This window comes from Paenibacillus sacheonensis (genome assembly GCF_009909195.1).
Lineage (GTDB): Bacteria > Bacillota > Bacilli > Paenibacillales > Paenibacillaceae > Paenibacillus_Z > Paenibacillus_Z sacheonensis.
In genome coordinates this window covers 104,950-128,750 of record NZ_JAAAMU010000019.1, presented here as the reverse complement: position 1 = coordinate 128,750, position 23,801 = coordinate 104,950, and the positions used below count along the sequence as shown (strand labels likewise).

Annotated in this window: 18 protein-coding genes and 1 rRNA gene; 16 read left to right on the top strand and 3 right to left on the bottom strand. The window is 57.5% G+C overall.

The genetic code is table 11. From position 1 onward, the window contains the following. A 23S ribosomal RNA gene (locus tag GT003_RS26235) occupies window positions 1–134 on the top strand; the annotation flags it as partial. A 247-nt stretch (window positions 135–381) separates the two neighbouring features. Next, on the top strand, window positions 382–732 hold the full coding sequence (locus GT003_RS26230) for a cyclic-phosphate processing receiver domain-containing protein (protein WP_161703583.1): 351 nt from the start codon (window positions 382–384) through the stop codon (window positions 730–732). Window positions 733–854: 122 nt separating this feature from the next. On the opposite strand, the gene GT003_RS26225 is transcribed toward GT003_RS26230, so the two are convergent. Both GT003_RS26225 and GT003_RS26220 read right to left on the bottom strand, forming a co-directional pair. Then, entirely contained in the window at window positions 855–2,633 is a 1,779-nt protein-coding gene (locus tag GT003_RS26225) for an ABC transporter ATP-binding protein (RefSeq protein ID WP_161703560.1), read from the bottom strand. Continuing rightward, the gene (locus GT003_RS26220; protein ID WP_161703559.1) at window positions 2,620–4,395 is read right to left on the bottom strand and encodes an ABC transporter transmembrane domain-containing protein; all 1,776 of its coding nucleotides are present in this window, start codon (window positions 4,393–4,395) and stop codon (window positions 2,620–2,622) included. Before GT003_RS26220 ends, GT003_RS26225 begins: the two co-directional genes overlap by 14 nt. 538 nt (window positions 4,396–4,933) lie before the next feature. Here GT003_RS26220 and GT003_RS26215 point away from each other — a divergent pair. Next, on the top strand, window positions 4,934–5,821 hold the full coding sequence (locus GT003_RS26215; protein WP_338046019.1) for an ADP-ribosylglycohydrolase family protein: 888 nt from the start codon (window positions 4,934–4,936) through the stop codon (window positions 5,819–5,821). Window positions 5,822–6,112: 291 nt separating this feature from the next. Further along, window positions 6,113–6,937 carry a bifunctional hydroxymethylpyrimidine kinase/phosphomethylpyrimidine kinase gene (gene thiD, locus GT003_RS26210; protein WP_161703558.1) on the top strand — a complete coding sequence of 275 codons (825 nt, stop codon included), beginning with the start codon at window positions 6,113–6,115 and terminating at the stop codon, window positions 6,935–6,937. A 13-nt stretch (window positions 6,938–6,950) separates the two neighbouring features. On the opposite strand, the gene GT003_RS26205 is transcribed toward thiD, so the two are convergent. After that, window positions 6,951–7,742: an AraC family transcriptional regulator gene (locus GT003_RS26205; RefSeq protein WP_161703557.1), complete on the bottom strand. Its 792-nt coding sequence runs from the start codon at window positions 7,740–7,742 to the stop codon at window positions 6,951–6,953. Between the two features lie 144 nt (window positions 7,743–7,886). On the opposite strand from GT003_RS26205, the gene GT003_RS26200 reads away from it, so the two are divergent. From GT003_RS26200 to rfbD, 12 genes are all read left to right on the top strand, one after another. Continuing rightward, a complete protein-coding gene (locus GT003_RS26200; protein ID WP_161703556.1) occupies window positions 7,887–8,684 on the top strand; it encodes a phytanoyl-CoA dioxygenase family protein in 798 nt (265 codons plus the stop codon). Window positions 8,685–8,966: 282 nt separating this feature from the next. Next, on the top strand, window positions 8,967–13,184 hold the full coding sequence (locus GT003_RS26195) for a DUF2252 family protein (protein ID WP_161703555.1): 4,218 nt from the start codon (window positions 8,967–8,969) through the stop codon (window positions 13,182–13,184). Between the two features lie 367 nt (window positions 13,185–13,551). Next, a complete protein-coding gene (locus GT003_RS26190; RefSeq protein ID WP_161703554.1) occupies window positions 13,552–14,610 on the top strand; it encodes a LysM peptidoglycan-binding domain-containing protein in 1,059 nt (352 codons plus the stop codon). Between the two features lie 336 nt (window positions 14,611–14,946). Further along, on the top strand, window positions 14,947–15,153 hold the full coding sequence (locus GT003_RS26185; protein ID WP_161703553.1) for a hypothetical protein: 207 nt from the start codon (window positions 14,947–14,949) through the stop codon (window positions 15,151–15,153). A gap of 27 nt (window positions 15,154–15,180) precedes the next feature. Continuing rightward, complete coding sequence (locus tag GT003_RS26180; protein WP_161703552.1) at window positions 15,181–15,900, top strand: hypothetical protein; 720 nt, start codon at window positions 15,181–15,183, stop codon at window positions 15,898–15,900. Further along, complete coding sequence (locus GT003_RS26175; protein ID WP_161703551.1) at window positions 15,897–17,093, top strand: glutathionylspermidine synthase family protein; 1,197 nt, start codon at window positions 15,897–15,899, stop codon at window positions 17,091–17,093. Before GT003_RS26180 ends, GT003_RS26175 begins: the two co-directional genes overlap by 4 nt. A 4-nt stretch (window positions 17,094–17,097) precedes the next feature. Then, window positions 17,098–17,730 (top strand): hypothetical protein, encoded by a 633-nt coding sequence (locus GT003_RS26170; RefSeq protein WP_161703550.1) that lies wholly within the window; start codon window positions 17,098–17,100, stop codon window positions 17,728–17,730. Next, the gene (locus GT003_RS26165; protein ID WP_161703548.1) at window positions 17,727–18,119 is read left to right on the top strand and encodes a DUF350 domain-containing protein; all 393 of its coding nucleotides are present in this window, start codon (window positions 17,727–17,729) and stop codon (window positions 18,117–18,119) included. The genes GT003_RS26170 and GT003_RS26165 overlap by 4 nt, the downstream gene beginning before the upstream one ends. 118 nt (window positions 18,120–18,237) lie before the next feature. After that, window positions 18,238–19,245: a potassium channel family protein gene (locus tag GT003_RS26160; RefSeq protein WP_338046020.1), complete on the top strand. Its 1,008-nt coding sequence runs from the start codon at window positions 18,238–18,240 to the stop codon at window positions 19,243–19,245. 50 nt (window positions 19,246–19,295) lie between these two features. Beyond that, a complete protein-coding gene (locus GT003_RS26155) occupies window positions 19,296–19,628 on the top strand; it encodes a nucleoside triphosphate pyrophosphohydrolase (protein WP_161703544.1) in 333 nt (110 codons plus the stop codon). A gap of 290 nt (window positions 19,629–19,918) precedes the next feature. Then, entirely contained in the window at window positions 19,919–22,594 is a 2,676-nt protein-coding gene (locus GT003_RS26150) for a hypothetical protein (protein ID WP_161703542.1), read from the top strand. Window positions 22,595–22,929: 335 nt separating this feature from the next. After that, window positions 22,930–23,796: a dTDP-4-dehydrorhamnose reductase gene (gene rfbD / locus GT003_RS26145; protein ID WP_161703540.1), complete on the top strand. Its 867-nt coding sequence runs from the start codon at window positions 22,930–22,932 to the stop codon at window positions 23,794–23,796. Window positions 23,797–23,801: the final 5 nt, after the last annotated feature.

Here is a 23,801-nt window from a genome sequence, read left to right as displayed (position 1 = left end):
AGCGTGAAGCCCCCCTCAAGATGAGATTTCCCAGTATGTAAGACCCCTTGAAGACGACGAGGTTGATAGGTTCGAGGTGGAAGCGCAGCAATGCGTGGAGCTGACGAATACTAATCGGTCGAGGGCTTATCCTAGAAGTTATCCTGTTGTTCAGCTAAGCAAGACACCTTTCGCAAAGGTTCGTATCCAGTTTTCAATGTGTAAAATAGGCGTTTCAGCAGCATCCACCGTGTGGGTGTTTTTTGTTTTTCGTTTTAATGTATGGTTTCGTTAGACGAACCGGTTTTTTGTCGCAAATAATGGCCGGAAGAAACGGAGGCTAGCTCTCGCTCGATATTTAACAGGCGATCTTAGACGGGAAGAGGTGCTTGACTTGAACAAATCAATCTTTACGTGGATGACTTACGGGATTGTCCCGAGGGGTTTGTGCTTGCCAGATCTTATTCTGAGGCCGTTGCTTACATAAACAAAGAAGAAATCCATGTTCTTTCGCTTGACCATGATTTAGGCGAGGATGATGCGGGAAAGGAGCTTCCAAACGGCTACGACTTGGTTAAGTACATGTGCGAGCAGGGTTTGAGAGCCGATAAAATCTATCTTCATACAGATAATCCGGTCGGAAGAAAGAACATGTATGAGACTTTACTGGCTGCGCAACGACGAGGTTTTATAGAGGCCGATATTGAAATTTATCATTACCCCATTACGGCAAATAAATATTCCGGTCAATAATTCGAAGAGAGGCTGGAAGTCGAGCGAGGAACGGACTGCTCGGAATTGCCGGCTGCTTAAGCGAAATCAGAAACAAGCCCCGATCGTTGTCTCGATCGGGGCTTGTTCGTGTCTAGAACACGCTACACCGCGTCCATCTTCTGTGCCGTGTACAGCTTGTAATAACGCCCGCGCAGCGCCATGAGCTCGTCGTGCGAGCCGGATTCGGCGATGCCGCGGTCCGCGACGTACATGATGCGGTCGCAGTTCTTCACCGTCGAGAGGCGGTGGGCGATGATGAACGACGTGCGGCCTTTGAGCAGCTCGTTCAGGCCCTTCTGAAGCAAGCGCTCGGTCTGCGCGTCGATGGACGACGTCGCCTCGTCGAGGACGAGGATGCGCGGGTCGGCGAGCAGCGTGCGGGCGAACGAGATGAGCTGGCGCTGGCCTTGGGACAGCTTGGAGCCACGCTCGTTGACCTCGGTCAGGTAACCTTGCTCGAACTCGCTGATGAAGTCGTCGGCGCAGACGGTCTTGGCGGCGGCGATGATTTCTTCCTCGGTGGCGTCGAGCTTGCCGTAACGGATGTTGTCCAGGATCGTGCCGGAGAAGATGAAGCTGTCCTGGAGCATGATGCCCATCTGGCTGCGCAGCGAGTGTAGCTTCACGTCGGCGATATCATTGCCGTCGATCATGAGCTTGCCGCCGGTAATGTTATAGAAACGCGAGATCAGGTTGACGACCGTCGTCTTGCCGGCGCCCGTCGGTCCGACGAGAGCGATGCTTTCGCCCGGCTTGATGTCGAAGCTCAAGTGCTCGAGAATATTGACGCCCGGATCGTAAGCGAACGTCACGTCGTCGAACGTAACGCGTCCTTGGATAGGCGGGAGCTCGTGCGCCGCCGGCTTGTCGCTTACGGTGACAGGCTCGTCGAGCGTCTCGAAGATCCGCTCCAGGTAAGCGACGGCATTAATAAAGCTGTTATAAATGTTCGACAGGTTGAGAATCGGCTGCCAGAACCGTGCGGCATAACCGCCCATGGCGAGAATGACGCCGAAGGTAACCTCCTCGGGACCGAGCGCCAGAAGGCCGATCAGGTAGATGGCCGTGCCGACGATGGTCGCAAGGTTGTCGACGGTGAACGGCACGAGGAAGTTCAGGATCATCGTGCGCATCCACTCGCGGTGATAGTTGCCGGCCAAGCGGGTGAAGATGCCTTCGTTATGCTGCTCGCGCGTGAAGATCTGCGTGACGCGGATACCGGCGATGCTCTCTTGCGTATACGCGTTCAGGTTCGAGCTCTTGTTGGAGACCGCCTGCCAAGCCCGGCGCTGCTTCGTCTTGAGGAGCAGCATGATGCCGAGGAAGACGGGCAGCCCGGCCAGGATGACAAGCGACAGCTGCACGTTTACGGCGAACATGAAGATCGCGATGAATACGAGGTTCAAGATTTCGAGAATGAAGTTGATGATCCCGTTCGAGAGAACGTCCGACACGGAATTGACGTAGTTGACGACCCGGATGAGAATCTTGCCCTGCGGCCGGTCATCGTAATATTGGAACGGCAGCTTCTGCAAATGCTTGAACAGATCCGTCCGGATATCGAAAATAATATCCTGTCCGACGCGTGTCATCATGCGTGAGCGGATCGTGGCGAGTATCACGCTGACGACGATGGTCCCGAGCATCAGGGCGGACCAGCCCACGAGCCCTTCTTTGTCTTTGGCGGGAATCGTCACGTCCACGACATGCTGCAGGATGAGCGGTGCGGATAAACCGATGCCCGCGGATAGGGCGCTCAGGATGAGCGCGATGATCATCGGCTTCTTCTGTTTCCTTATATAAACCATCGCTCGTTTGAAATGCCGGATGTCGAACGGGGCTTCCAAGTTCTCGTCGATGTCGAATTTATTTCTGGCCAACTGCCGTCGCCTGCCTTCCGATGCCTACGTTCTGGAGCATGAATACGTCGTAATAGTAGCCGCGCTTCGCCAAAAGCTCGGCGTGGGTGCCCTCTTCGATGATGCGGCCTTGGTCGAGAATGAGAATCCGGTCGGCTTCCGCCGTCGTCGACACGCGCTGGGCGATGATGATTTTGGTGCAAGAATAGTCGAGCTCGCGCAGGCTGCGCTGAATATGTTCTTCCGTCTCGTTGTCGACGGCGGACGTCGTATCGTCGAGGATGAGAATTGGCGGCTGCACGGCCATGGCCCGAGCCAGCGCGATTCGCTGCTTCTGTCCGCCGGATAGGCCGACGCCGCGTTCGCCGACGACCGTATCGTAGCCCTCCGGCATTTTGCGGATGAAGTCGTGAGCCGCCGCCAGCTTGGCGAACCTGGTGACGTCGTCCTCCGGCATGTCGGGATTGCTGTAGGCGATATTGCCGTCGATCGAGTCGGAGAACAGCAGGACATCCTGCGTCGCTACGCCGATGTTTCCTCGGAGCTCGTCGAGCTCCAGTTTGCGCACATCGATGCCGTCGATCAGGACGCGTCCTTTCGTGGCATCGTAGAAGCGCGGAATCAGATTGATGAGCGTCGTCTTGCCGGAGCCCGTGGCGCCCATGATGGCGATCGTCTCGCCGGGCTCGACCTCGAAGCTGATGCCCTCCAGCACGGTCGCGCTCTCGTACTTGAAGCTGACGTTGTCGAAGCGAATTCGCCCTTCGTAGCGACGCTTCTCCAGCGCCTGATGCTCGTTCACGATCTCCGGATGGGCGTAGTAGATATCGATAATCTTGCTCAAGCTTGCGAAGAAGCGTTGAATATCGTTGATGATGATGCCGATGTTGCGCATCGGGTTGGATAAGCCCCAGATCAACGCGGAGAACGCTGAAAATTCGCCGAACGTGAGGCGTCCGTCCATGACGTACAAGCCGCCCGCCGCCATCAGGATGACGGCGAACGCCTGCGCGAAGGTTTCCAGATACGGGAAGTAATCGAGCCATACCATCGCGGCAGCTTTGTTCGCCGTGGCATAGTTGACGTTCTTCTCGGTGAACTTCCGGATCTCGTACTCTTCCCGCGCGAACGCCTTGACGACGCGGTTGCCCGCGATGTTCTCCTGCGTGGCCGTATTTAGCTGCGACAGGCGTTCCCGGAGGTCGACGTACATCGGCCGGACGCGTCTCGCGAACAGAAAAGCGACGATAAAGATCGGCGGCGATAGAATCAACAGCCAGAGCGTCAGCCCGGCATCGATGTAGAAGAAGTAGACGACGGCTGCCGCGAAGACCGTCAGCGACTCGATGATCGTTTTGATGATCCATGCAAGGGAGTGGCGGACCATCTCGAGGTCCCCGGTCATCCTTGTCATGAGGTCCCCGGTACGGTTCTTGTCGTAATACTTCATATCTTGACCCTGAATCTTGTTGTACAGATAAATCCGAACGCGGTAGAGCAGGTTCTGCGAAGCCAGCTCGTACAGCATGGCCGTTCCGTAGGCCAGCCCCGTGCGGAGCAGCGAAAACCCGACCATGCCGATGCAGAGTCCGATCAGCAGGCCTCGTTTGTCCGCCAGATTGGCGGCCGCGTCGCTGCCCGCGATGAACGTGTCGACGATGCGCTGCCCGATATACGGGTTGACGATCGTGAGCGAGGAGCCTACGACCGAGAGGCATAACGCGAGAATGTATTTCGCGCGATCTCCCAGTAGATTGTGCCATAACCATTTCAGTTGAAACACGTAATCACCAGCTTCTGTAGGTTTCTAAAATGCGCGAATTCGAGCAAAGCAGGTGCCTTCACCCCAAAACAAAGGCATTATAACACATCTATTTGGAACTTTATTGCTCAATTGTTGTTCGATTTTGGTTCGGGCGCTAAGATGTCTAATGGAAGGAGGCAGCGAATGACTTTCGGCGATGAATGCCAGGAGACGATAGGCCTAGAGCCGCGGCTGATTAACGATAATACATGCGGAATACGAGAGCGGACGATTTTTGGATCCAAGGGAAGACAATCGCCAAAGCAAGCATGGAAAACGAAGCTGGAAGAGACTTTTTCGGCATTTTCTATGTTATGATGACAACTATTTCATTATTTTAACCCGAATGCCGCCTGCTTCCGCGTTGGCTCCTTCCGCGAACCGGCCGCCGCCTACAGCCGCGTAACCTTATGTTAGCGAATCGGGCTGTGGAAAAATGTTAACGGGTCTGCATCGAATCGCGAAGTGATAGAATAAGCAGGCGTGCGTAAATCCTCAAAGAGAGCGAGGGAAACTAGTGAAGGATGCCCGTTTGTTCGATCGAATCAAAGGCGGCCTCTACGGCGTTGCGGTAGGCGATGCTTTGGGAGGCACGACGGAATTTATGACTTCCGTGGAAATCAGAGCCCGGTATGGATATGTCGATAAAATCGTCGGGGGCGGGGTATGGCAGCTGGAGCCCGGGGAAGTGACCGACGATACGATGATGACGCTGTGCGTAGCGGCAGGCATTCTGGACAGCCCGGCGGATCCAATGGAGGCGATCGGCCATCATTTTCTGGCATGGTACCGTTCCAAACCGAAGGATATCGGCAGCACGATCCGACGCGCTTTCGAGAATTACGAGGATCAATGGTTCGAAGCAGCCTTTCTGACCGATCTGGATCTAGGGCAGAGCGGAGGGAACGGGTCCTTGATGCGCTGTCTGCCCGCAGCGTTGGCGTACGCCGATATGCCTGTGATGATACGGGTGTCCCGCATGCAGTCCAAGATGACCCATTACGACGAGCGATGCAGCGATGCCTGCGTGATTTACAATCGTATCGCGACCCGGCTTCTGCAAGGCGAGGAAATGAGAAAGGCAATCCTGAAAGAGACGGCAGGAACGGCGTATGATGGCTGCATCGAGGAGCTGCCGGACTGCGAACCGAGCGGCTATGTCGTTCATACCTTCAGATGGGTGCTGCACATTCTTCTGCATGCGTCGGATTTTAGCGAAGTCGTGCAAAAAGCGGCCAATCTGGGCGGGGACTCCGACACGATCGGCGCGATTGCAGGAGGCCTAGCGGGGATTCACTGCGGCTATCAGATGATTCCCTCGTCCTATTCGGAGGCTATATTGATTAAGGATCGTTTGGCTGACGTCTCCGATCGTCTGTACCGTCTAAGGGGAGATGGTTGCTAAATGCATTCGCAACCGGCCGTCCAATTGTGCTTTCCCCGCCGACTGCCCATGATATCCTTGCATTTACCAGTCTCCTGGACTACACTTACCGTAATCGAATAGACGCGGGAGCTTGCGGAAGCAGGCTGAGAGTACGGCTAATCTGCCGTAGACCGTTTAACCTGTTGGGTAATGCCATCGTAGGAAGGGTACAGCAATTTTGCGTGCGTATTAAAGCGCGCCTTGCCTGCGTTCTGCGGGGGAGGCGCTTTTTTGTCGTTCTTCATCATAACGGATAGGTGGGAGTCAAGCATGACGAATCAGCCGAAGGTCGCACGGGCATTAACGATCGCGGGATCGGACAGCGGGGGAGGCGCGGGCATTCAGGCCGACCTGAAAACCTTTCAGGAATTGCGCGTGTTCGGGATGTCCGCTATTACGGCGGTAACCGCGCAGAACACATTGGGCGTGCAGGGGATTTATCCCTTGACGGTCGAAGCGGTCGGGCGGCAGATCGACGCGATCGGGGAGGATCTTGGAGCGGATGCGGTGAAGACCGGCATGCTGTTCAGCAGCGAAATTATCGTCTGCGTGGCGGAGAAGCTTCGTCGCTATCGCTGGCAGAAGGTCGTCGTCGATCCGGTCATGATCGCCAAAGGCGGCGCCGTGCTGCTGCTGGAGGAATCGATTCGCGCGCTCAAGGAATCGCTGCTGCCGCTCGCCTGGGTCGTGACGCCGAATATTCCGGAAGCCGAGCTGCTGACGGGAATGAAGATTCTCGGCATGGAGGATCGGAAGGAAGCGGCCAGGAAGCTTGCGGCTTATGGCGCGAAGCATGTCGTGATGAAGGGCGGTCATGATCCTTCGGGCGCCTCTGTGGTGGTGGATCTCCTGTTCGACGGCCGGGATTTCTATGAATTCAGCAGCGAGCGCAGAGAGACGCGCCATACGCACGGCACCGGCTGCACGTTCGCGGCGGCGATTACGGCGGAGCTGGCGAGAGGGCGCGATATACGCGAAGCGCTGGCCGCCGCCAAATCGTTCATCCAAGCCGCCATCGAGGATTCCTTGGAGCTGGGTCATGGTCACGGTCCGACGAACCATTGGGCTTATCGGGATCGAGCCGCCAAGCAATAACCGGGCGTGAACCCTATATCCGAAAGGCCGTGCGGTATCTGGAAGGGGTAATGGCCAGCTTCTGTTTGAATATGCGGCTAAAATAATATTCGTTCTCGTAGCCGCAGCGGGCAGCGATGGCGGACAGCGGCAGAGCGGTATCCCTGAGCAGCCTCTGCGCCTGCTGCAGTCGCAGCTCCGTGACGTAGTCCATCGGGTTTTGGCCGAATTGCTTCGTGAATTTCTGCGTGAATTGCGAAGGGCTTAACAGCAGCTCGTCCGCGATCGTTTTCAGACTGAATTTGCCGAGGGCCTGCTGCTTGATCCGCCGCAGGCCCTCGTTCATGAGCGGATCTCCGGAATCGGGCTCCATGTCCGTCTCATTGGAACAATAGGCCAGCCACAAGTCTTTGAACAGATGATTCCTTCGCGCCACCGACAGCGGATCCAGCTTTTCGGAGACGGCCCTGAGCAGCGCGAGCGTAGACTGCAATCGGGACGCATTCGGAATCTGAAATTTTCCTCTCGGAATCCGGCCGTATGCCTCCTTCGCTTCTTCGGCAGAATAAGCCCAATTGAAGACGAAAAAGTGGAAGGACAGCGGCGTCAGCGCCTTTCGGTAAATAGCGAAGCCGGGCGGAAACAGCACGAAATCCCCGTTCGCGGCAATTCCCTTCGTTCCATCGCATTCGAATTCGAACCTTCCGTCCTCCACGATGAACATGACCCAATCCGAATAGAGCGAGTGCTCCAGCATGAAGCGATCCGCTTTCTCCTTGAAGAAGTGATGTTGTACCTGTGCAGCCAGCTCCCATGCCTCGATCAATATCCGTCACCGCTATCATAAATTTTGTATAAGCATTCTTGCAAGATTGTGTATTCTAAATCAATTTCCAACCCTTTAAATTAAATATTGTATAAATCACTTCGCGAGTCAAGCCTGCGAAATCAATCGAGGGGGAATTTTGCAATGGATCAGCTGGAAATGGCGGGGTATGCCAAGCAATTCGAACGGGATGGATATTTGCTCTTGCGCGGCGTCTTGCCGCAGGAGCGCGTGGAGCGGCTGAATGCCGTCGTCGACGAACTGATCGCCAAGGAGCCCGAGGCGCTGGCCTACAATTTGTATAACAGCGTCGAGCGTCATGAGGAGATCGCCGCGCTGATGGACGAACCGACGGTACTCCCGCTGATCGTTCGATTGCTGAGCTACAATATTCAGCTTCACATCTCGCATCTGACGATCCGCCACCCGAATCCCCGGAACCTGGATACGACGACGCAAAGCTTCATTAACTGGCATCAGGACGGACCGCACCCGCAATTCCCCTCCCACGAAGGAGTGACGGGGCTGTATTATATCAAGGCATGCTATATTCTAAGCGATATGTCGGAGCCGGATCGCGGCAACACGAAGGTCGTCCCTGGCTCGCACAATCGGCCATTCCAGCCGGAATGCCCGGACACCAGACAGAAGCTCGAGGGCGAGGTACAAATTTGCGGGAGGCCGGGAGACGTTTTTATTTTCGCCCAGAACCTGTGGCATTCGGCTGCGCCCAACCATTCCTCGCATACGAGGCGCCAGCTGTTCATGGGCTACAGCCCGATCTGGATGCGGCCGATCGATTATCATCGGGCTTCGCCCGAACTGCTGGAGAACGCGAATCCGTACCAAAAGCAGCTGCTTGGCGTCATCGATGCGAATCCGTTCAAGTACTATGTGCCTGATGCGTCGATGCTGCCTTTGAGGGAGCTGATCTCGAACTAAGAGCTTAGCCTCGTCCAATGAAATCTTCGATGTTCTTTCCATACGGCTTAATCTGGCGAATCGCCACCTGTAGCTAGACGATGATTCATTAGCCCTCCCCATGACTGTCTTGGGGGAGGGCTTTTACGTTTTCCCAGATGAAGCATCGAGGCGTAACGGCCGCCGAAACCGTCTCCGATCTTAACAATACCTTATCTTTTAAGCCTGCTTTTCTATGCTAATGTACTTAATAGCGGTCATGATTGTCCAAAAAAAGTGAGGCTTGAGGAGGATTTCGTTGACATGGGGAAGAGCAGAAGGCCGGCAAACAAAGCGCTAGCAATCAGAGGGTTGACGCACAATGGATCTGCGCGCATTGGGGACGCGGGCGAAGCGGTTGCAAACAATGGAACTGCAGGCAAAGGGGCGGCGGGCAAATGGCTTTCCGGCTTATGTCTGCTGACGTTATCGACGAGCTCGGTGCTAGGCGGCTTCGCGGCTGCACCGCTGACGGCCGCGGCCGATGCCAGTGCGGGGAGCGGGGTCTTGATCAGCCGTTTCTTCACGTCCGGCAATGAGCCAAGCTGTAACGGAAGCAGCGTGAAGAACTACAATCTCTATAAGAACGATTTCGTCGAGCTGTACAATCCGACGAACCATGCGGTCGATCTCAGCGGGTACACGCTGCAGTTCCAGAACACGAGCGGCGGAGGCTGGTCATCTACGATCCTGGCCGGGAGCCTGGGAGGGGCCGTGATTCAGCCCCATGGCTATTACTTGATCAAGGAAGGCTCTCCGGCCGTTCCTTCGGCCTGCGCCCCGGCAGCGACGGGAGCCAGCGACATTAGTCCGGCGGACGCGACAGGCACCATCGACCTGATCAAAAATAACGGCATGCTCGCCATCGTCTCCAATGCGACGCTGCTCACGAATGCCGACCCTGCCCAGGATGCGAACGGGGCCGCGGTCGCCGACGCCGTCGCCTACGGTTCGGCCAGCGGCGGCTTTGCGCCGGACGGCAGCATGAAGCCGTACAATTATGCGGTCCGCAAAGGCATTAATCCTGCCGATCCGACGACGGGCTCATCGAATGCAGAGCATGGCAACGGCTTCGATACGGGGAACGACGCGAACGACTGGCTGCTGATCGGCTCGGGCTCCGCGACTGCTCCTCCAACCAATCCGGCCGGAGCAAGAGGAACGGACAGCGTGTCGTACCCGGCCCAGGTCTACGCCAACCTGGATTCGTCGAAGCCATCCATCCTGATGAGCTCGGCGACGGAGATCGATGCCGCGAACAACGGCGTCCTCATCAATCTGCCGATCTCGGCGATCAATCCGGCGCTGACGGCTGCCGATCTGACGATCGACAATCTCCCGGCCGGCTTGACCGCGGCGGCTGCGGCCGATGCCGCGCATAACCGGATCGCCCTGACGCTCGGCGGCGCGGCGGCATCGCCCGTCAGCGCGGACGTGGTTCTCTCGGTCGTCGTCAAGTCCAGCGCCGCCGCTACCGGCGAGACCGAGAACTCCGCGCCGATCAGCGTAACGCTGAAGCATGTCGACGTCGTGCCGAAGGTGGCAGGGGCGGTCGTAGCAGGCATGGCGAACGTAGCGATGTCCGGATACGACACGATCGGCAGCGGAACGTTCGCCGTACAATTGACGAATGCGGCGCATGTCCGGACGAATGCGGAGACGGTTCCCTATGCAGCCGGTACGGACTATACGGTCACGGGCTTGCCGAGCGAATTCGTCGTGACGGCCGCGCCGGATACGGCCAACAATCGGGTGCTCTTCACGGTCACGAATCCGTCCGCCAAGACGGTTTTCGCCGATGCGCCGATTTCCGTGGTCATTAAAGGAAACGCCGTTCGGGAAGCGGGCGTACAGGATTCCGATGCCATCACGGGCATCTCCCTCCTCCGCCACCGCACGGATGCCGTGCAATCCGATGTCCGCAAGGCGTACGTCGAGACCACGCTGAAGCAGGACAATACGTTCTTCAACGATCCGATCACGAAAGCCTACAAATACAGCGTGCAGGCGCTGGCGCATGATCCGTTCACGTTCCTGCGCGGAACGCTGGCGGTGTACCAAGCGGATCTTGCTTCGCATGTTCTTCCGCTGCCGGAAGCGCTGACGAAGTTTGCCGACGTGAAGACATATACGCAGGGCGATGCGCATATCCAAAACGTCGGTTCTTTCAACGACAGTACGGGTACGCCTGTGTTCGGCTTGAACGACTACGATTCGGCGGGCGTCGATGCGTTCTATACGGACTTGCTGCGCTTCGTAACGAGCATGTACGTCGTGCGCAGCGATAAGGACACGACGGGCATCGTCGGGTTGACCGACGCGGAGATCCGCGCGGCCGCGAAGCAGTTCTTGGATGCCTATAAGGAAGCCGTGCTTGGCACGGTCGGCAACGATTCCGAGAAGGCGGCTAAGCTGACGACGGGCAGCGTTCAGACCTACACGGCCCAGACGATGAATGCCGTTATCGGAGGCAAGAGCTACGAGGCGGCAAGAACCGATCAGGTCGCCAAATGGATCAAGGATACGGCAACGAAGCCGGATACGTCCAAATACGCCGCTGCCAGCGAAGCGGAGATCGCCGCGATCAAGAGCAGCTGGAGCGCATACGTGCAGCAAATCGGCGCCAATGCGGGAAGTCCGCTGCACGCCCTCACTGCCGACCAGCGGACGGACTACTTGACGATCAAATCCGTGGTTCACCGGATCAATCAAGGCCAGGGCAGCATCGGCACCGATCGCTACAACGTGCTGATCGAAGGCGCGACGGCGGACGGAGCGGACGACGTCGTGCTCGACGTGAAGGAGCAGCGCAGAGACGCGGATTTGTCCATGCAGGCTTACCAAGCGATGGCCGTCGATCCGGACGCATTCCTGGGTACGCTGCAAGCCATGAACCGCGAGTATCTCATCCGCGAGATTTCGCCGTATAAAGCCGATTACACGAAGAAAACGTTCGCCGGCGCCGCGGAGCTTACCCAGTATGTCATCGATTCGGCGAAGGCTTATGCGTACATGCATGCCTATTCCGACCAGGATTCGGCGATCGGCGGCCTGCAAGGCAGCTTCGAGGACGCGTTCAGCACGCGCGTCGCGCCGCAATGGGACGAGCTCGAGAACGTAATGCTGAACGCCGCCGAAGATTATTCCCATCAGATCGTCGCGGACTATAACCAGGTCAAGGACGACTTGATCGCCGGCAAGCTGATCGACGTTGCGACTTTGAAAAGCGTCGCGCTTAGCGAAGGCGCGCTGTCGCCGGCATTCGACCCGAGCGTGCTGACTTACAGCGTCCAAGTGGCGAATGGCGTCTCGTCCATCGATGTAACGGCTGCGGCAACGGACGCATCGCCTGCGGTGAAGACGAAGCTGAACGGTTCGGCGTATGCGTCGGGCGAAACCAAGACGCTGCCGCTGGCAGAGGGGAACAACCAGCTGCTGTTTGCCGTAACGGCGCAGGACGGCGTGACGACCAAGACGTATACGATTACGGTCAACCGGGCATCCTCGACCGTCTATGTACCGTCCCTTACTCCGGTGCAGAGCATTACGGTAACCGCTGCGGGCGGCGCGGCGAGCGTCGTGAATGGCGCGGCGCTGCAGCTGAGCGCGGACGTACTTCCGGCCAATGCGTCGGATAAGAGCGTCGCCTGGACCGTAACGAACGGAACCGGCGCGGCGACGATCTCGTCTTCGGGCTTGCTGCAAGCGACGGCAGCGGGAACGGTAACCGTGAAAGCAACCGCCCGCGACGGTTCGAACGTATCCGGCACGCTGCAGATTGCGGTTACGGCCCCGGGCACGGGGACCGGCGGCACTGACACCGGAAACGGCGGAACCGGCGGATCGGGCACGAATCACGCCCAGCCGACGCTGAAGGACGGCTTGGTGGACGCGGATGCCTTGAAATCCAAGCTGCTTCAAGCGGCTGCGGGAGCGCCGGCGGTTACCTTCAATGATGTTGCCGCAAGCGACTGGAGTGCCAAGATCGTTCAAGCCGCCGCTAGCATGGGTATCGCGAAGGGCTATGAGAACGGCAGCTTCGATCCGAGCGGCGGTATCACGCGCGCCGAATTCGCGGCCATGCTCGTTCGCGCGCTCGGTCTGCAGCCGGCAGCCTCCGGCGGCTTCGCGGACACGCAGGGACACTGGGCAGCCGTTGCGATCGGCGCCTTGAAGGCTGCCGGTCTGGCGGCCGGCTACGCCGACGGAACCTTCAAGCCGGACCAGGCAATCTCCAGGGCGGAGATCGCGGCCCTGCTCGCGAAGGTCATCACGTTCGGCCAAGGCTCCTCAGCGGCTTCGTTCAGCGACGTAAACGGACATTGGGCAGCGCAAGCTATTCAAGCTTTGGCGAATGCCGGGATCGTTAACGGCGGCGCGAACGGGACGTTTGCCCCGAACGCGGGCGCAACCCGCGCGGAATCGACTGCCATGCTGCTGCGGATGCTGAACGTGACGCTGCAGCTTGGACTGACGCTCTAACAGGTGCCCTGCTTCGTTACGCCGCGGGCAAGCAGCGCAACGTCAAACAACGGGATGAACCAGCAAAGGCAGAGACTGCGATCGCAGTCTCTGCCTTTTGTTTGTCATACCCGGCGAGTACGGCGGCACTAGGGTGGAAGTCCCGGCTAATCGCTGCGGAGCGGCAGGGGGTAGGTACGAAGTCTTCCGCCTTCCAGAACTCGCCAGCGTGAAAATCTGCCTATCGCTCCTACCAGCGTCTCAATTCGCCGACAGGGATGACGGGCAAGAAGGATTTGCGTCGAAGGACGCCGAATCCTGTCTGCCGCAATTAATCCGGCAGAAGGTGTGATCATCGTTGAGCAGGCAGTCGAAGTGGGTCTTTTGGATGGTAATGGCATTAATAATGGCAGTGGCCGGGGGGCCGGGCCGATCGAGCGCGCAGGAGGCGCAGGAAGCGAACGAAGCTTACATTAGCGTGGCGTACAGCATCAAACCTGGGGAAACGCTGTACAGCATCTCCAAGAAGTTTTATTTGACCGGCGATTACGAACGGGTTGCGAAGACGAATGGCTGGAATCCGATGGTCGGTCTGAAGTCGGGGACATCGCTTACGCTGCGGAATCCGCTTCTCTTGGACCAATATACGGTCAAGACGGGCGATACGCTGTACGCGGTAACGAACCGCTACTTCAACCGTACACGGTATATGGACGCATTGATGGATTATAACGGAATCTCGGATCCGAATACGGGACTGAAGGCGGGCGCCGCACTGCGCGTTCCGCTGCCCGCAGGGGAATTAAGGTATACCGTGCTGAAGGGCGACACGCTGTTCAGCCTTGCGGCCCGCTATTTCAAAGCAGCCGATTATCAGGGGGCCATCGCCCAATCGAACGGGATCAAGGACGCGGCCGGATCGATCAAAGCCGGACAGACGCTGCAAATCCCGAATCCATATTATGCGGACGAAGCAGTCTCGAGTGCCCCGAGCACTCCGAATGCTCCAAGCACCCCGAGCATCCCGAGCAATGGCGCGGCGGTCCCGATTGGTCCCGTCATAGTGCTTTCAATCGAGATCGACCTTGGGAATAACACGCTGAACGTGCTTCGCGGGGGGAAGGCTTTGAAGAGCTTCGGCATCGCCAGCGGGAGGAAAGCGGGTCTGACGCCGACGGGCAGTTATGAAATCATAACGAAAATCAAAAATCCGTGGTATTCGGCCAAAGGCATTCCCGGCGGGGATCCGAGCAATCCGCTCGGCAGCCGCTGGCTGGGACTGAGCGTTCCGAATACGCAGGGGACCAAATACGGCATTCATGGGACGAACGCTCCCTCATCGATCGGCAGTTATGCCAGCGGCGGCTGCATCCGAATGAACAACAAGGACGTGGAATGGCTGTACGACACGATTCCGACGGGCACGAAAGTGAGGATTCACGCGTAGCGGCATCGCCGCCTCGCCGAATAACGGCTTATTGAAGCTTCCGGACCGCCGCACGCGGGAGGAAGCTTCTTTCTATGGCAACCTTTTTTAATGCGCACCTTTTGGATGGAAACCTGACAGCATCGTCCCTTGCCCGAAGTCGATCGCAGCTCGATCCCGCACAGCCGGGGCCGCGTATCCATGGTACTGGGGACGATTGGAAACTCTGTCAAGAAGGAGTTGCGAGAACGATCGTCGAAGCCTGAGAAGGACGTGTCGCATGAAGGAAATTGAAACAGGGTTCCGATTATCGCGTATAATTGACAATCCAGCCAAAAAAGGGGAATTGACATCATCATGAAAGTATATTTAATCGAGAAGTCAGCGGACGGCACTTTAATTCCGATCGACGAGCGGGAGTGGGATACGGTCATGATCACGGCGCTCGAGCATGTGAATTATCTCAGCGTCAATAACCAGGAATACCAAACGATCGAAGGAAAATTGAACGTGGATTCCGGCAGCCTGGAGCTGCTTGTCGTCAAGATGAACAAAGACCACTAATCGCTTACACTGGAAGGGAGTCAGGATATGCACCCCGACAAACCGGATAAACCGGACGATCTGATACGAAACAAACTGTTCACGAGCGACGGAAAGCCTCTTCGCATTCTCTCGACCTCGCTCGGGATCGCCCTGCTGGCCAACGTGGCCTTCCTGCCCCATGCTTCGCATGCGGCGCCCGATGCCGCAAGCACGGCATCGACGACGGCCTCCCCTACGCTGGTAGAATGGTCGAACGAGGCGGTCAAGGCTTATTACGATCCGGCCGTCGACTGGAATCTGCCCTTGCCCCCGGAGAAAGAGCTGGATCAGAGCGAGCTCGACCAGGGAGCCGCATCAGGCGCAGGCGCTTCATCCGGCGGCGCGTCCGGCGGCACGACGATCATTAACACGACGTCCTCCGGCTTCGGCTGGGATGACCTTATGCTCTATCATCTCCTGTTCAACAGCGGCGGTCCGTATTCCGCGCAATCATGGTCTTCTTCCCATCGTTCCTACTATTACGGAAGCCATGCGCCCTACCAGCCAAGGACGCGTACCGCGGGCGTTTATCAGAACAAGCCCGTGGCGGGTTCGACCATCAAGCCTAAAACCTCGAATACGACGGGAAGCATCACGCGGCGCACGACCTCTTCGAAGCCCGGCGGAATCGGCGGGAAATCAAGCAGCATGAGCTCTTCGTCCTCGTCGGGCTCTCACGCGTCGTCGTCCAGCTCTCATGCGTCGTCGTCAGGGTTCGGAGGATGACCGCGGACGTATTTCAAGTGATCGGCCAGCCGGACGATAACCGCGCGGAGAAGGTAGCGCTCTTGAGCGAGCTTGGGTTCGCGTGGGCCGACCTGGAAGACGAAGCCTACTGGCTCGATCAGATCGTCGGGATGCGCCGCGATGTCTGCGAGGAGCTCTTCGGCGCGTCGGAACGGCTGTGGCTCATTCTCGACAAGACCGCCCGGTACATCCTGGGCAGGCGCGATCTGTATCAGCTGCTCGGCATCCCGGACATTCATTGGGATTTGCTCGATCGATTGCCCGTGCCTCCGGAAGGGTTGATCAGCAGATACGCCAGATTCGACTACGCGATCTCGGCGGACGGCAAGATCAAGATGCTGGAGCTCAACGCGGATACGCCCACCGGCTACGTGGAAGCCTCTATAGCGACGCCATGGCTCTGCGAACGGGCCGGAATCGAAACGGTCAACGATACGATGAAGGAACGGGTCGCCTCGGCATGGTCGATCGAGCGGCCGGACACCGCTGCCTGCGTCGCTTACGGGTCGCATCTCGAAGATTCGGGAACGATCGAAGCTTTGGTCAAGCACAGCGGCCTGCGGATGAACTGCGTGGACTGCCTGGATCTGTGGGTCGATAACGGCTTGCTGAAGAACGGCGAGGATCAGCCGATCCATCGCATGTTCGCGCTCTATCCGAAGGAATGGATGGCCCATGACGATGGAGGCGAAGCGCTCGCCTACGCCATCGAGCAAGGCAACCTGCAGCTGTTCAACGGCATGCACAGCATTTTGCTGCAATCCAAAGGGCTTCAGGCCGCCGCATGGGGCCTCTACGAGCTGGGTCTCCTCTTCGACGCGGAAGAACGGGACGCCATTGGGCGCTATATGCTTCCGACTTATAATAAGCCGGTCTTCGAAGGCGGCTTCGTGTCCAAATCGATGTTCGGCCGCGAAGGGGGCTCGGTCAAAATGTTCGACGAAAGCGGTCAGCTGGAGGTCGAAGATCGAGACGGCTTCGATACGAGCGAGCTCTTCCCGGTCGTGTACCAGAAGCGGGCCGACCTCGCGCGCATTGAAACCGCCGGTGGCGAGTTCCATCTGCTGGTGGGCATGTTCGTCATCGACGGCAAGCCGTGCGGCCTTCTGGGCCGGGCCGGCGGGCCGATTACCGGGAACGCCAGCCACTTTATTCCGATTGGAGTGTTGTAACGCTATGAAACGTATCTATCTTATCCTTGGCGGGTTGATGCTCTGCCTTCTCCTTAGCGCCTGCGGCACCGAGGATCAGACGTCGATCTTCAGCACGTCTTCGACTACGGACGACGCTTCTTCGTCGGTCGACGTTGCGCGGGTTCCCTGGGATTACCGGATCATGCAGGGCAAAGTCGGCGATCTCGTCGGCAGCGACATGACGATCCTGCCCGATAACGTGATGCTTCCGAACGATAATAATTTCGCGACCGGCGACGCGGTATGGACCTTGCAGTACATGGACGCCGAGATTACGACGGACGAACAGAAGCGCAATCAGCTCCAACTCTCGGCTTGGGGGACGCTGAAGTCGTACAAGGACGAAGCGAGCGCCAAGAAAGACATCGCGGAGCTCAAGGAAACGATTCAAACGGAGCTCGACCTGGTCGGCGTCTACAAGACCGAGAACCAAGGAAAGTTCCGCGAGTTTGCCGTGGTCGCCATGCCGTCCGGCAACGTGATCAAGCAGCCGATCAGCGAAGAGAAGTACGCCTCCTTGAAAGATCAGAAGAAGGTAAAAGCGAATATCGAGCAGATTCATGATTTCGGGGATTACGATACCGTGTACGCAAAATTTCGGGGGTGGGCGCAGTGACCGTATTCATTAATCTCGTTGGCAGCGTCGTCGTCATCGTGGCCTTGCAGCTGGCCGGCATGCTGATTTTCAGCGCCATGACGCCGTTTAACGATCTGGAAGAACTCAAGAAGGGCAATACGGCCGTCGGCTTGGCTTTCGGAGGGAAGTTCCTTTCCACCGCCATCATCATCGGCGTATCCGCTTATACGAACACCTCCATCTGGCACATGATGCTGTGGTTCGCGGTCGGTTATGTCATTCTGATCGCGACTTACTGGCTGTTCGAGTTGGTGACGCCCGGCCTGAAGGTGTCGGAGCATCTGCAGAAAGGCAACGTCGCGATCGGCACGCTGCTGTGCTGCGTGTTTATCGGCATGAGCTTCGCCATCAGCAGCTTGATCATTTAAGTCTTGCTTTTCGAATCGCATGAGGGCTTCCATTACCGAGCGCATCGGAACGGAAGCCTTTCTTGCGAACGGGAGCGGGACTGCCTAGAAGAGAGGAAGAAGCGGGATGCCCTTGATCATGAGGACGATGCTGAAGGTTTTACGGGTGCCGAATACGACCATCCTCATCACGGTGCTGGCCTTCATTCTCGGCTGCGCCACCGTTGCCTACGCGATCGAGCCGTCCACGTTCCGGACCTGGTTCAATGCGCTGTATTGGGTCATGACCACGATGGCTACGGTCGGATACGGGGATTTTTACGCGAAGACCTGGATCGGCAAAGCGTTTTCCTTGTTTATATACGTGTTCGGCATCGGCCTGCTCAGTCTGATAATCGGTAAAATCATCGATTCGATATCGACCATTTATAAGCATTGGGAGGCCGGGAAGATGCATTTCCACGGGAAAGACCACATCATCATCATCAACTGGAGCAAGAAAGCGCAATACGCGATCGACGAGATCCTGTCTTATTCGCCGGCTTCGCATATCGTCATCCTGGACGAGTCTGATAAGCATCCGATCGTGGATCGGCAGGAGATCCACTTTATCAGCGGGGATCCTTCGACGGAGGAAGCGTTGGACAAGGCGATGATCAAGCAGGCGAGGGCCGTCATCATCTTCGCGGATACGCGCATCGACGAGCCTGCGCTAGCGGATGGCAAGACGCTCTTGATCGCATCGAGCATCGAGCGCCTCCACCCGGACATCCATACGACCGTCGAGATCACGCAGGACAAGAACATCCCGAACTTCCGGCATGCGAAGGTGAACGAATTCGTCCTGTCGCATGACGCGGTTTCGAGACTGGCGGTTCGCAGCGCGCTGCAGCAAGGCGGCTCCGAGATCATCCATCAGCTGATCAGCCGTGAAGTCGGCGACGACATATACGAGGTTCCGGTCAGAGCGGAATGGAAGACGTACAGGGACGCCTTTCAAGGCATCTTGGAGCGCGGCGCAACGCTGCTGTCGGACCGGGGAGACCTGGGAATCAATCGCAAATTAAACGATCCGATTCCCGCAGCGGCCAGGCTGTACGTGGTTGCCGATGAAGCGACGTATCGGCTGCTGAAGTCGCAGGCATAGACGAATGAGGGCATAGCTGCATAGGAAGAACCGGAGAGGGAAGTGAAGCGATGCCCACCTATAACAAGCTCGTTCGCGACGGCATTCCGCGCACCATCGCTGCCAACGGCAAAAGCTTCCGCACGCGCATCCTGCAGCCCGAAGAGTACGCCGTCGCATTGCGAACGAAGCTGCAAGAGGAAACCGAAGAATTTTTGCGGGCCAAGGACCCTGAGGAAGCGCTGGAAGAATTGGCGGATCTGCTCGAGGTCATCCGGGCTCTGGCCGGTGCGAACGGCGCCGATTGGGATCGGCTCGAAGCGATTCGGGCCATGAAGGCGGAGAAGCGCGGCGGCTTCGAGGATCGGATCTATCTGGTCGATGTCGATGACGGGGAGTCGTAACGTCTTGCTAGCGCAGCATGCATCTGAATAGGCAATTGGAACTTTAGCAATTCAATACGGATTCGGCGCAGCCGGGTCCGTTTTTTGTCGGATTTACGCGTGGCGACGTAATTTGCACACCGCATGCAGAAATTGCAATATACAGGGAGAACGGCTCGAATCTACAATGAGGACGTCATCTAGGAAACCGGAGAGGAGGGGAATACGGCATAAATTGTTTAGCGGGATGCATTAGAAGAAAGCATGCATAGGATACGGCAAGTATAAATCGAGCAGATGAGGTGCTATTTATGAAAGCATGGACATGGTGGGCCAGAGGAATCGTTTCATTCGTGTTTGTAACCGCATTCATTTTAATTGCGCACTGGACGGTCACTTCCGCTTCGGCGGCGGCGTACTACATTAACAACCAAGTGACATGCAGCGATTCGAACGCCGGCACGTCGTCCGGCGCGCCGTGGTGCAACGTATCGCGGGCAAGCTCGCAGGCGTTCGCATCGGGAGATACGATCAACCTGGCGCGCGGCGCGACGTGGACGGGGCAGACGATGACGTTCACGGAGAGCGGCGCTAGCGGTTCGCCGATCGCAATCCAAGCGTACGGAAGCGGCAACCGGCCGAAGCTGCTCGGGAACGGGCTGGCTGCCGACCGGCTGATCAAGCTGACGAACCCGTCGTATTGGCGCTTCAGCGACCTGGAGCTGGGCAATGCCGGCGCGGGCCTGCTGTTGTTCTACACGACGGCGAGCCACGAGGGGCTCGACTTCAAGAGCCTGTATGTCCACGGCATGAACGGCATCGTCAAGGGCGTGCCGTCGAATACGGACCGCATCTTCTTCTCCTCCGGCATCCTCTTCACGGGCCAGTCGCTCAGCGTGCCGGACGCGGCGAATTACGTCGTGCGGAACGTGACGATGGACGGCATCGAGGGCACGGACAACCAAGACAGCGTGAACTTCGACTTCGACAACGGCGCCAGCGTGACGGATTGCTACGGCGACTGCGGCAACGTCGTGCAGAATGTCATCTTGAACCATCTCAACCTGCATGACGACGACGGCGGCGGCACGTCCAACAGCTGCAGCGATTCGCTGCGCCTTCACCTCGTGTCGAACCTGGTGCTGATGAATTCCACGCTGAAGAACGAAGCGTCCTGCTACTCGGTCAGCGGCACGGCGGCCGTGTTCGCGGCGCGGATGAACAACGTCGTCATCGTCAACAACGACATGACCGACGTGCCGGACACGAACTCGGCCGACCAGGTCGCCATCGACTTCGAATGGAACACGAACCAGACGAAGCTGTATGGCAATTATTTCGCGAACAACGCCGGGCCCGCGCTCGATCTGCTGAACGGAGCGGCCTGCAGCGGCTGCGGAACGACGGTCGACCTGGAGGTGAACGGCAATGCGTTCGAGAACAACGGTCACCATGCGCACGGGGCGCAAGCGGGGTCCGGTTCGATTTATGCCCACACGTATCCGTCGTCGGGCGTGATCAGTCATAATTTGTACAAGGAAGGCACCCGTCCGTTTACTTACGGGGACGTGAGCCAGCTGGCGCTGACCAACAATAAGGGCATCGCCGGAAGCCTCTATCCGATCCTGCGCGATTACGGCGGCACCCAGGGCGCAGGCGGCTGGCGCTACCAGTACAAGAACGGCAGCGGCGCCTGGACGGACATGCCGAGCTTCGATGCGGCGTCGCAGCAATGGTACCTGACGAGCGGCTCGGCGGCGCAGTCGGCGACGAAGTATGAGCTCACGCCGGGCACGGGCAGCAGCAACGCCGACGTCGCCAAGTCGTGGACGGCGCCTTCGTCCGGAACGGTCAGCATTCGCGGACGCGTCCTCAAGTCCGATATCGCGGGAGGCAACGGCGTCGTCGCGCGCATCACGAAGAACGGAACGCGCATCTGGCCGGCGTCCGGCGATCAAACGGTCGCTTATAACGACAGGAACGGCTACGACACGCATGTCGACGGCGTGACGGTGAACGCGGGCGACGTCATCCGCTTCGAGGTCGGGAACAACGGCAGCGGAACGAACGAAACGACGAGCTGGACGCCGGCGATCGCCTACACGGCCAGCGCCGAATCGCTGGCGTACGACTGGGGCTTCCCGGCGAACGGCGATACCATGGGCTGGACGGGTTCGAGCCAGGTCAGCCAATCGGTCTCCGGGGGCATCAATACGCTGACTTCGAGCGGCTCCGATCCGTATATCTTCTCGCCGGACAACTTGGGCGTGAACGCGTCGACGTACAAATTCATCAAAATTCGCGTCAAGAACAATACGGCATTCTCCGACGCGGAGCTGTTCTTCACCACGACGAGCGATACGTCCTTCAGCGCGGCCAAGCGCGCGCGGATATATATGTCGACGAGCGACGCCGGCTACAAGAACTACGTGTTCGACATGAGCGCGACGCCGGGCTGGACGGGCACGATCAAGCAGCTGCGCTTCGACGCGCTGTCCGGAACAGGCACGATGAACGTCGATTACATCCGCTTCTCCGACACGGGCTGGACGAGTACCGACTACGCCGCGTATTGGGGCTTCAATGCTTCCGGAAATACGGAAGGATGGGCGAATCAGAGCCAGATCAGTCAGAGCGTATCCGGCGGCGTCGACACGATCACGGCAAGCGGCGCGGATCCGTACATGTACTCGGCGGATAACCTGAACATCGATGCTTCCACGTACAAGAAGGTGCACGTGCAGATGCGGTACAACGGTTCCTCGGCGAGCACGACCGAGCTGTTCTTCACTACCAATGCGGATTCGTCGTTTACGCAGGCCAAGGCGGTAGCGGTAAACGTCGTCGCCGGCGATGCGATCTACGTCGACTACGTCTTCGACTTCACGGGGGTCGCGGCCTGGAGCGGCACGATCAAACAGCTGAGATTCGATCCGATCAACGCGAGCGGAACGGCGGACATCAATTCGATCGTGGTTACGAACTAGCCATGCCTTCGTAATTCTTGATTTGTATTCGTTGATTTGCAACCGTTAACGAGAAAGCCTGGCCATGTCCGAACAGGACGGGGCTGGGTTTTTTCTATTTGGCGGCAGGCGATAGAACATCCTCGCGTGTTCCCGGTTCGCAAAGAATGGATGACAGGAAATGGCCGGAATTATATAGTTATAGGGAACTTATCGAGCGACAGACGATGGACCCAAAGGAGCGATAGTTGAATGCTGCTGTTAGCGATTCGAAATGGTAATGACGCCGCAAGAGGCGAAGAGCCCCCGCTGTCAGAGCAAGCTGAAATCAAAATCGGCGATAGCGAGCGGGATTTATGAAGATACTGGTAACCGGCGCTACCGGCCAGCTGGGTTATGACGTCGTTCGACATGGAATGAAGCGCGGTTTACAAATGGTGGGGATCGGATCGCGCGATCTGGATCTGACAAAAGAAGCCGAGGTCTCAACGTATATAAGAGAATTGAATCCGGATGCTATCGTTCATTGCGCGGCCTACACGGCCGTGGATCGTGCCGAGGACGAGAAGGAGCAGTGTTGGAGCGTAAACGTTGATGCAACGAAATACTTGGCCCAACTTGCAAAAGAAGTGAACGCGAAGCTGTTGTATACGAGCACCGACTATGTTTTTGATGGCTTAGGCGAAGCCCCTTTCATGGAATCAGATCAACCAAGTCCGATCGGCTATTATGGAATCACCAAATACGAAGGCGAAGAAGCCGTGAAACGATTGGCGGACGATTGGTTCATTGTCCGTGTTTCTTGGGTTTTCGGCAGCAATGGAAGCAACTTCGTTAAAACCATGCTGCGACTGGCGGAAACGCGAACCGAATTGAATGTCGTCGGCGATCAAGTGGGTTCGCCAACGTATACGGCCGATTTGGCCCGGTTATTGATTGACATCGTACAAACCGATAAATACGGCGTTTATCATGCCTCTAACGAAGGCTTCTGCAGCTGGGCCGAGTTTGCGCAAGACATATTCAGACAAGCGGATAAAGACGTTACCGTCAACGCCATATCGACGGAGGACTATCCGACAAGGGCCGTTCGCCCGAAAAACTCCCGCATGTCGAAGCAGAATCTGGTCCGCAACGGATTTCATTTGCTGCCCGCATGGCAGGATGCCGTCAAGAGATACTTGAGCGAAATGGATCGGGAAGATACGAAGCCCATGCAGTAGAGTAC

Excerpts from the sequence above, each read along its gene's own strand:
- GT003_RS26180 (WP_161703552.1), top strand. The coding sequence starts at position 15,181 with ATGCACCCCGACAAACCGGATAAACCGGACGATCTGATACGAAACAAA.
- GT003_RS26160 (WP_338046020.1), top strand. The coding sequence starts at position 18,238 with ATGAGGACGATGCTGAAGGTTTTACGGGTGCCGAATACGACCATCCTC.
- rfbD (WP_161703540.1), top strand. The coding sequence starts at position 22,930 with ATGAAGATACTGGTAACCGGCGCTACCGGCCAGCTGGGTTATGACGTC.
- GT003_RS26170 (WP_161703550.1), top strand. The coding sequence starts at position 17,098 with ATGAAACGTATCTATCTTATCCTTGGCGGGTTGATGCTCTGCCTTCTC.
- GT003_RS26185 (WP_161703553.1), top strand. The coding sequence starts at position 14,947 with ATGAAAGTATATTTAATCGAGAAGTCAGCGGACGGCACTTTAATTCCG.
- thiD (WP_161703558.1), top strand. The coding sequence starts at position 6,113 with ATGACGAATCAGCCGAAGGTCGCACGGGCATTAACGATCGCGGGATCG.
- GT003_RS26195 (WP_161703555.1), top strand. The coding sequence starts at position 8,967 with ATGGGGAAGAGCAGAAGGCCGGCAAACAAAGCGCTAGCAATCAGAGGG.
- GT003_RS26200 (WP_161703556.1), top strand. The coding sequence starts at position 7,887 with ATGGATCAGCTGGAAATGGCGGGGTATGCCAAGCAATTCGAACGGGAT.
- GT003_RS26190 (WP_161703554.1), top strand. The coding sequence starts at position 13,552 with ATGGTAATGGCATTAATAATGGCAGTGGCCGGGGGGCCGGGCCGATCG.
- GT003_RS26175 (WP_161703551.1), top strand. The coding sequence starts at position 15,897 with ATGACCGCGGACGTATTTCAAGTGATCGGCCAGCCGGACGATAACCGC.
- GT003_RS26155 (WP_161703544.1), top strand. The coding sequence starts at position 19,296 with ATGCCCACCTATAACAAGCTCGTTCGCGACGGCATTCCGCGCACCATC.
- GT003_RS26150 (WP_161703542.1), top strand. The coding sequence starts at position 19,919 with ATGAAAGCATGGACATGGTGGGCCAGAGGAATCGTTTCATTCGTGTTT.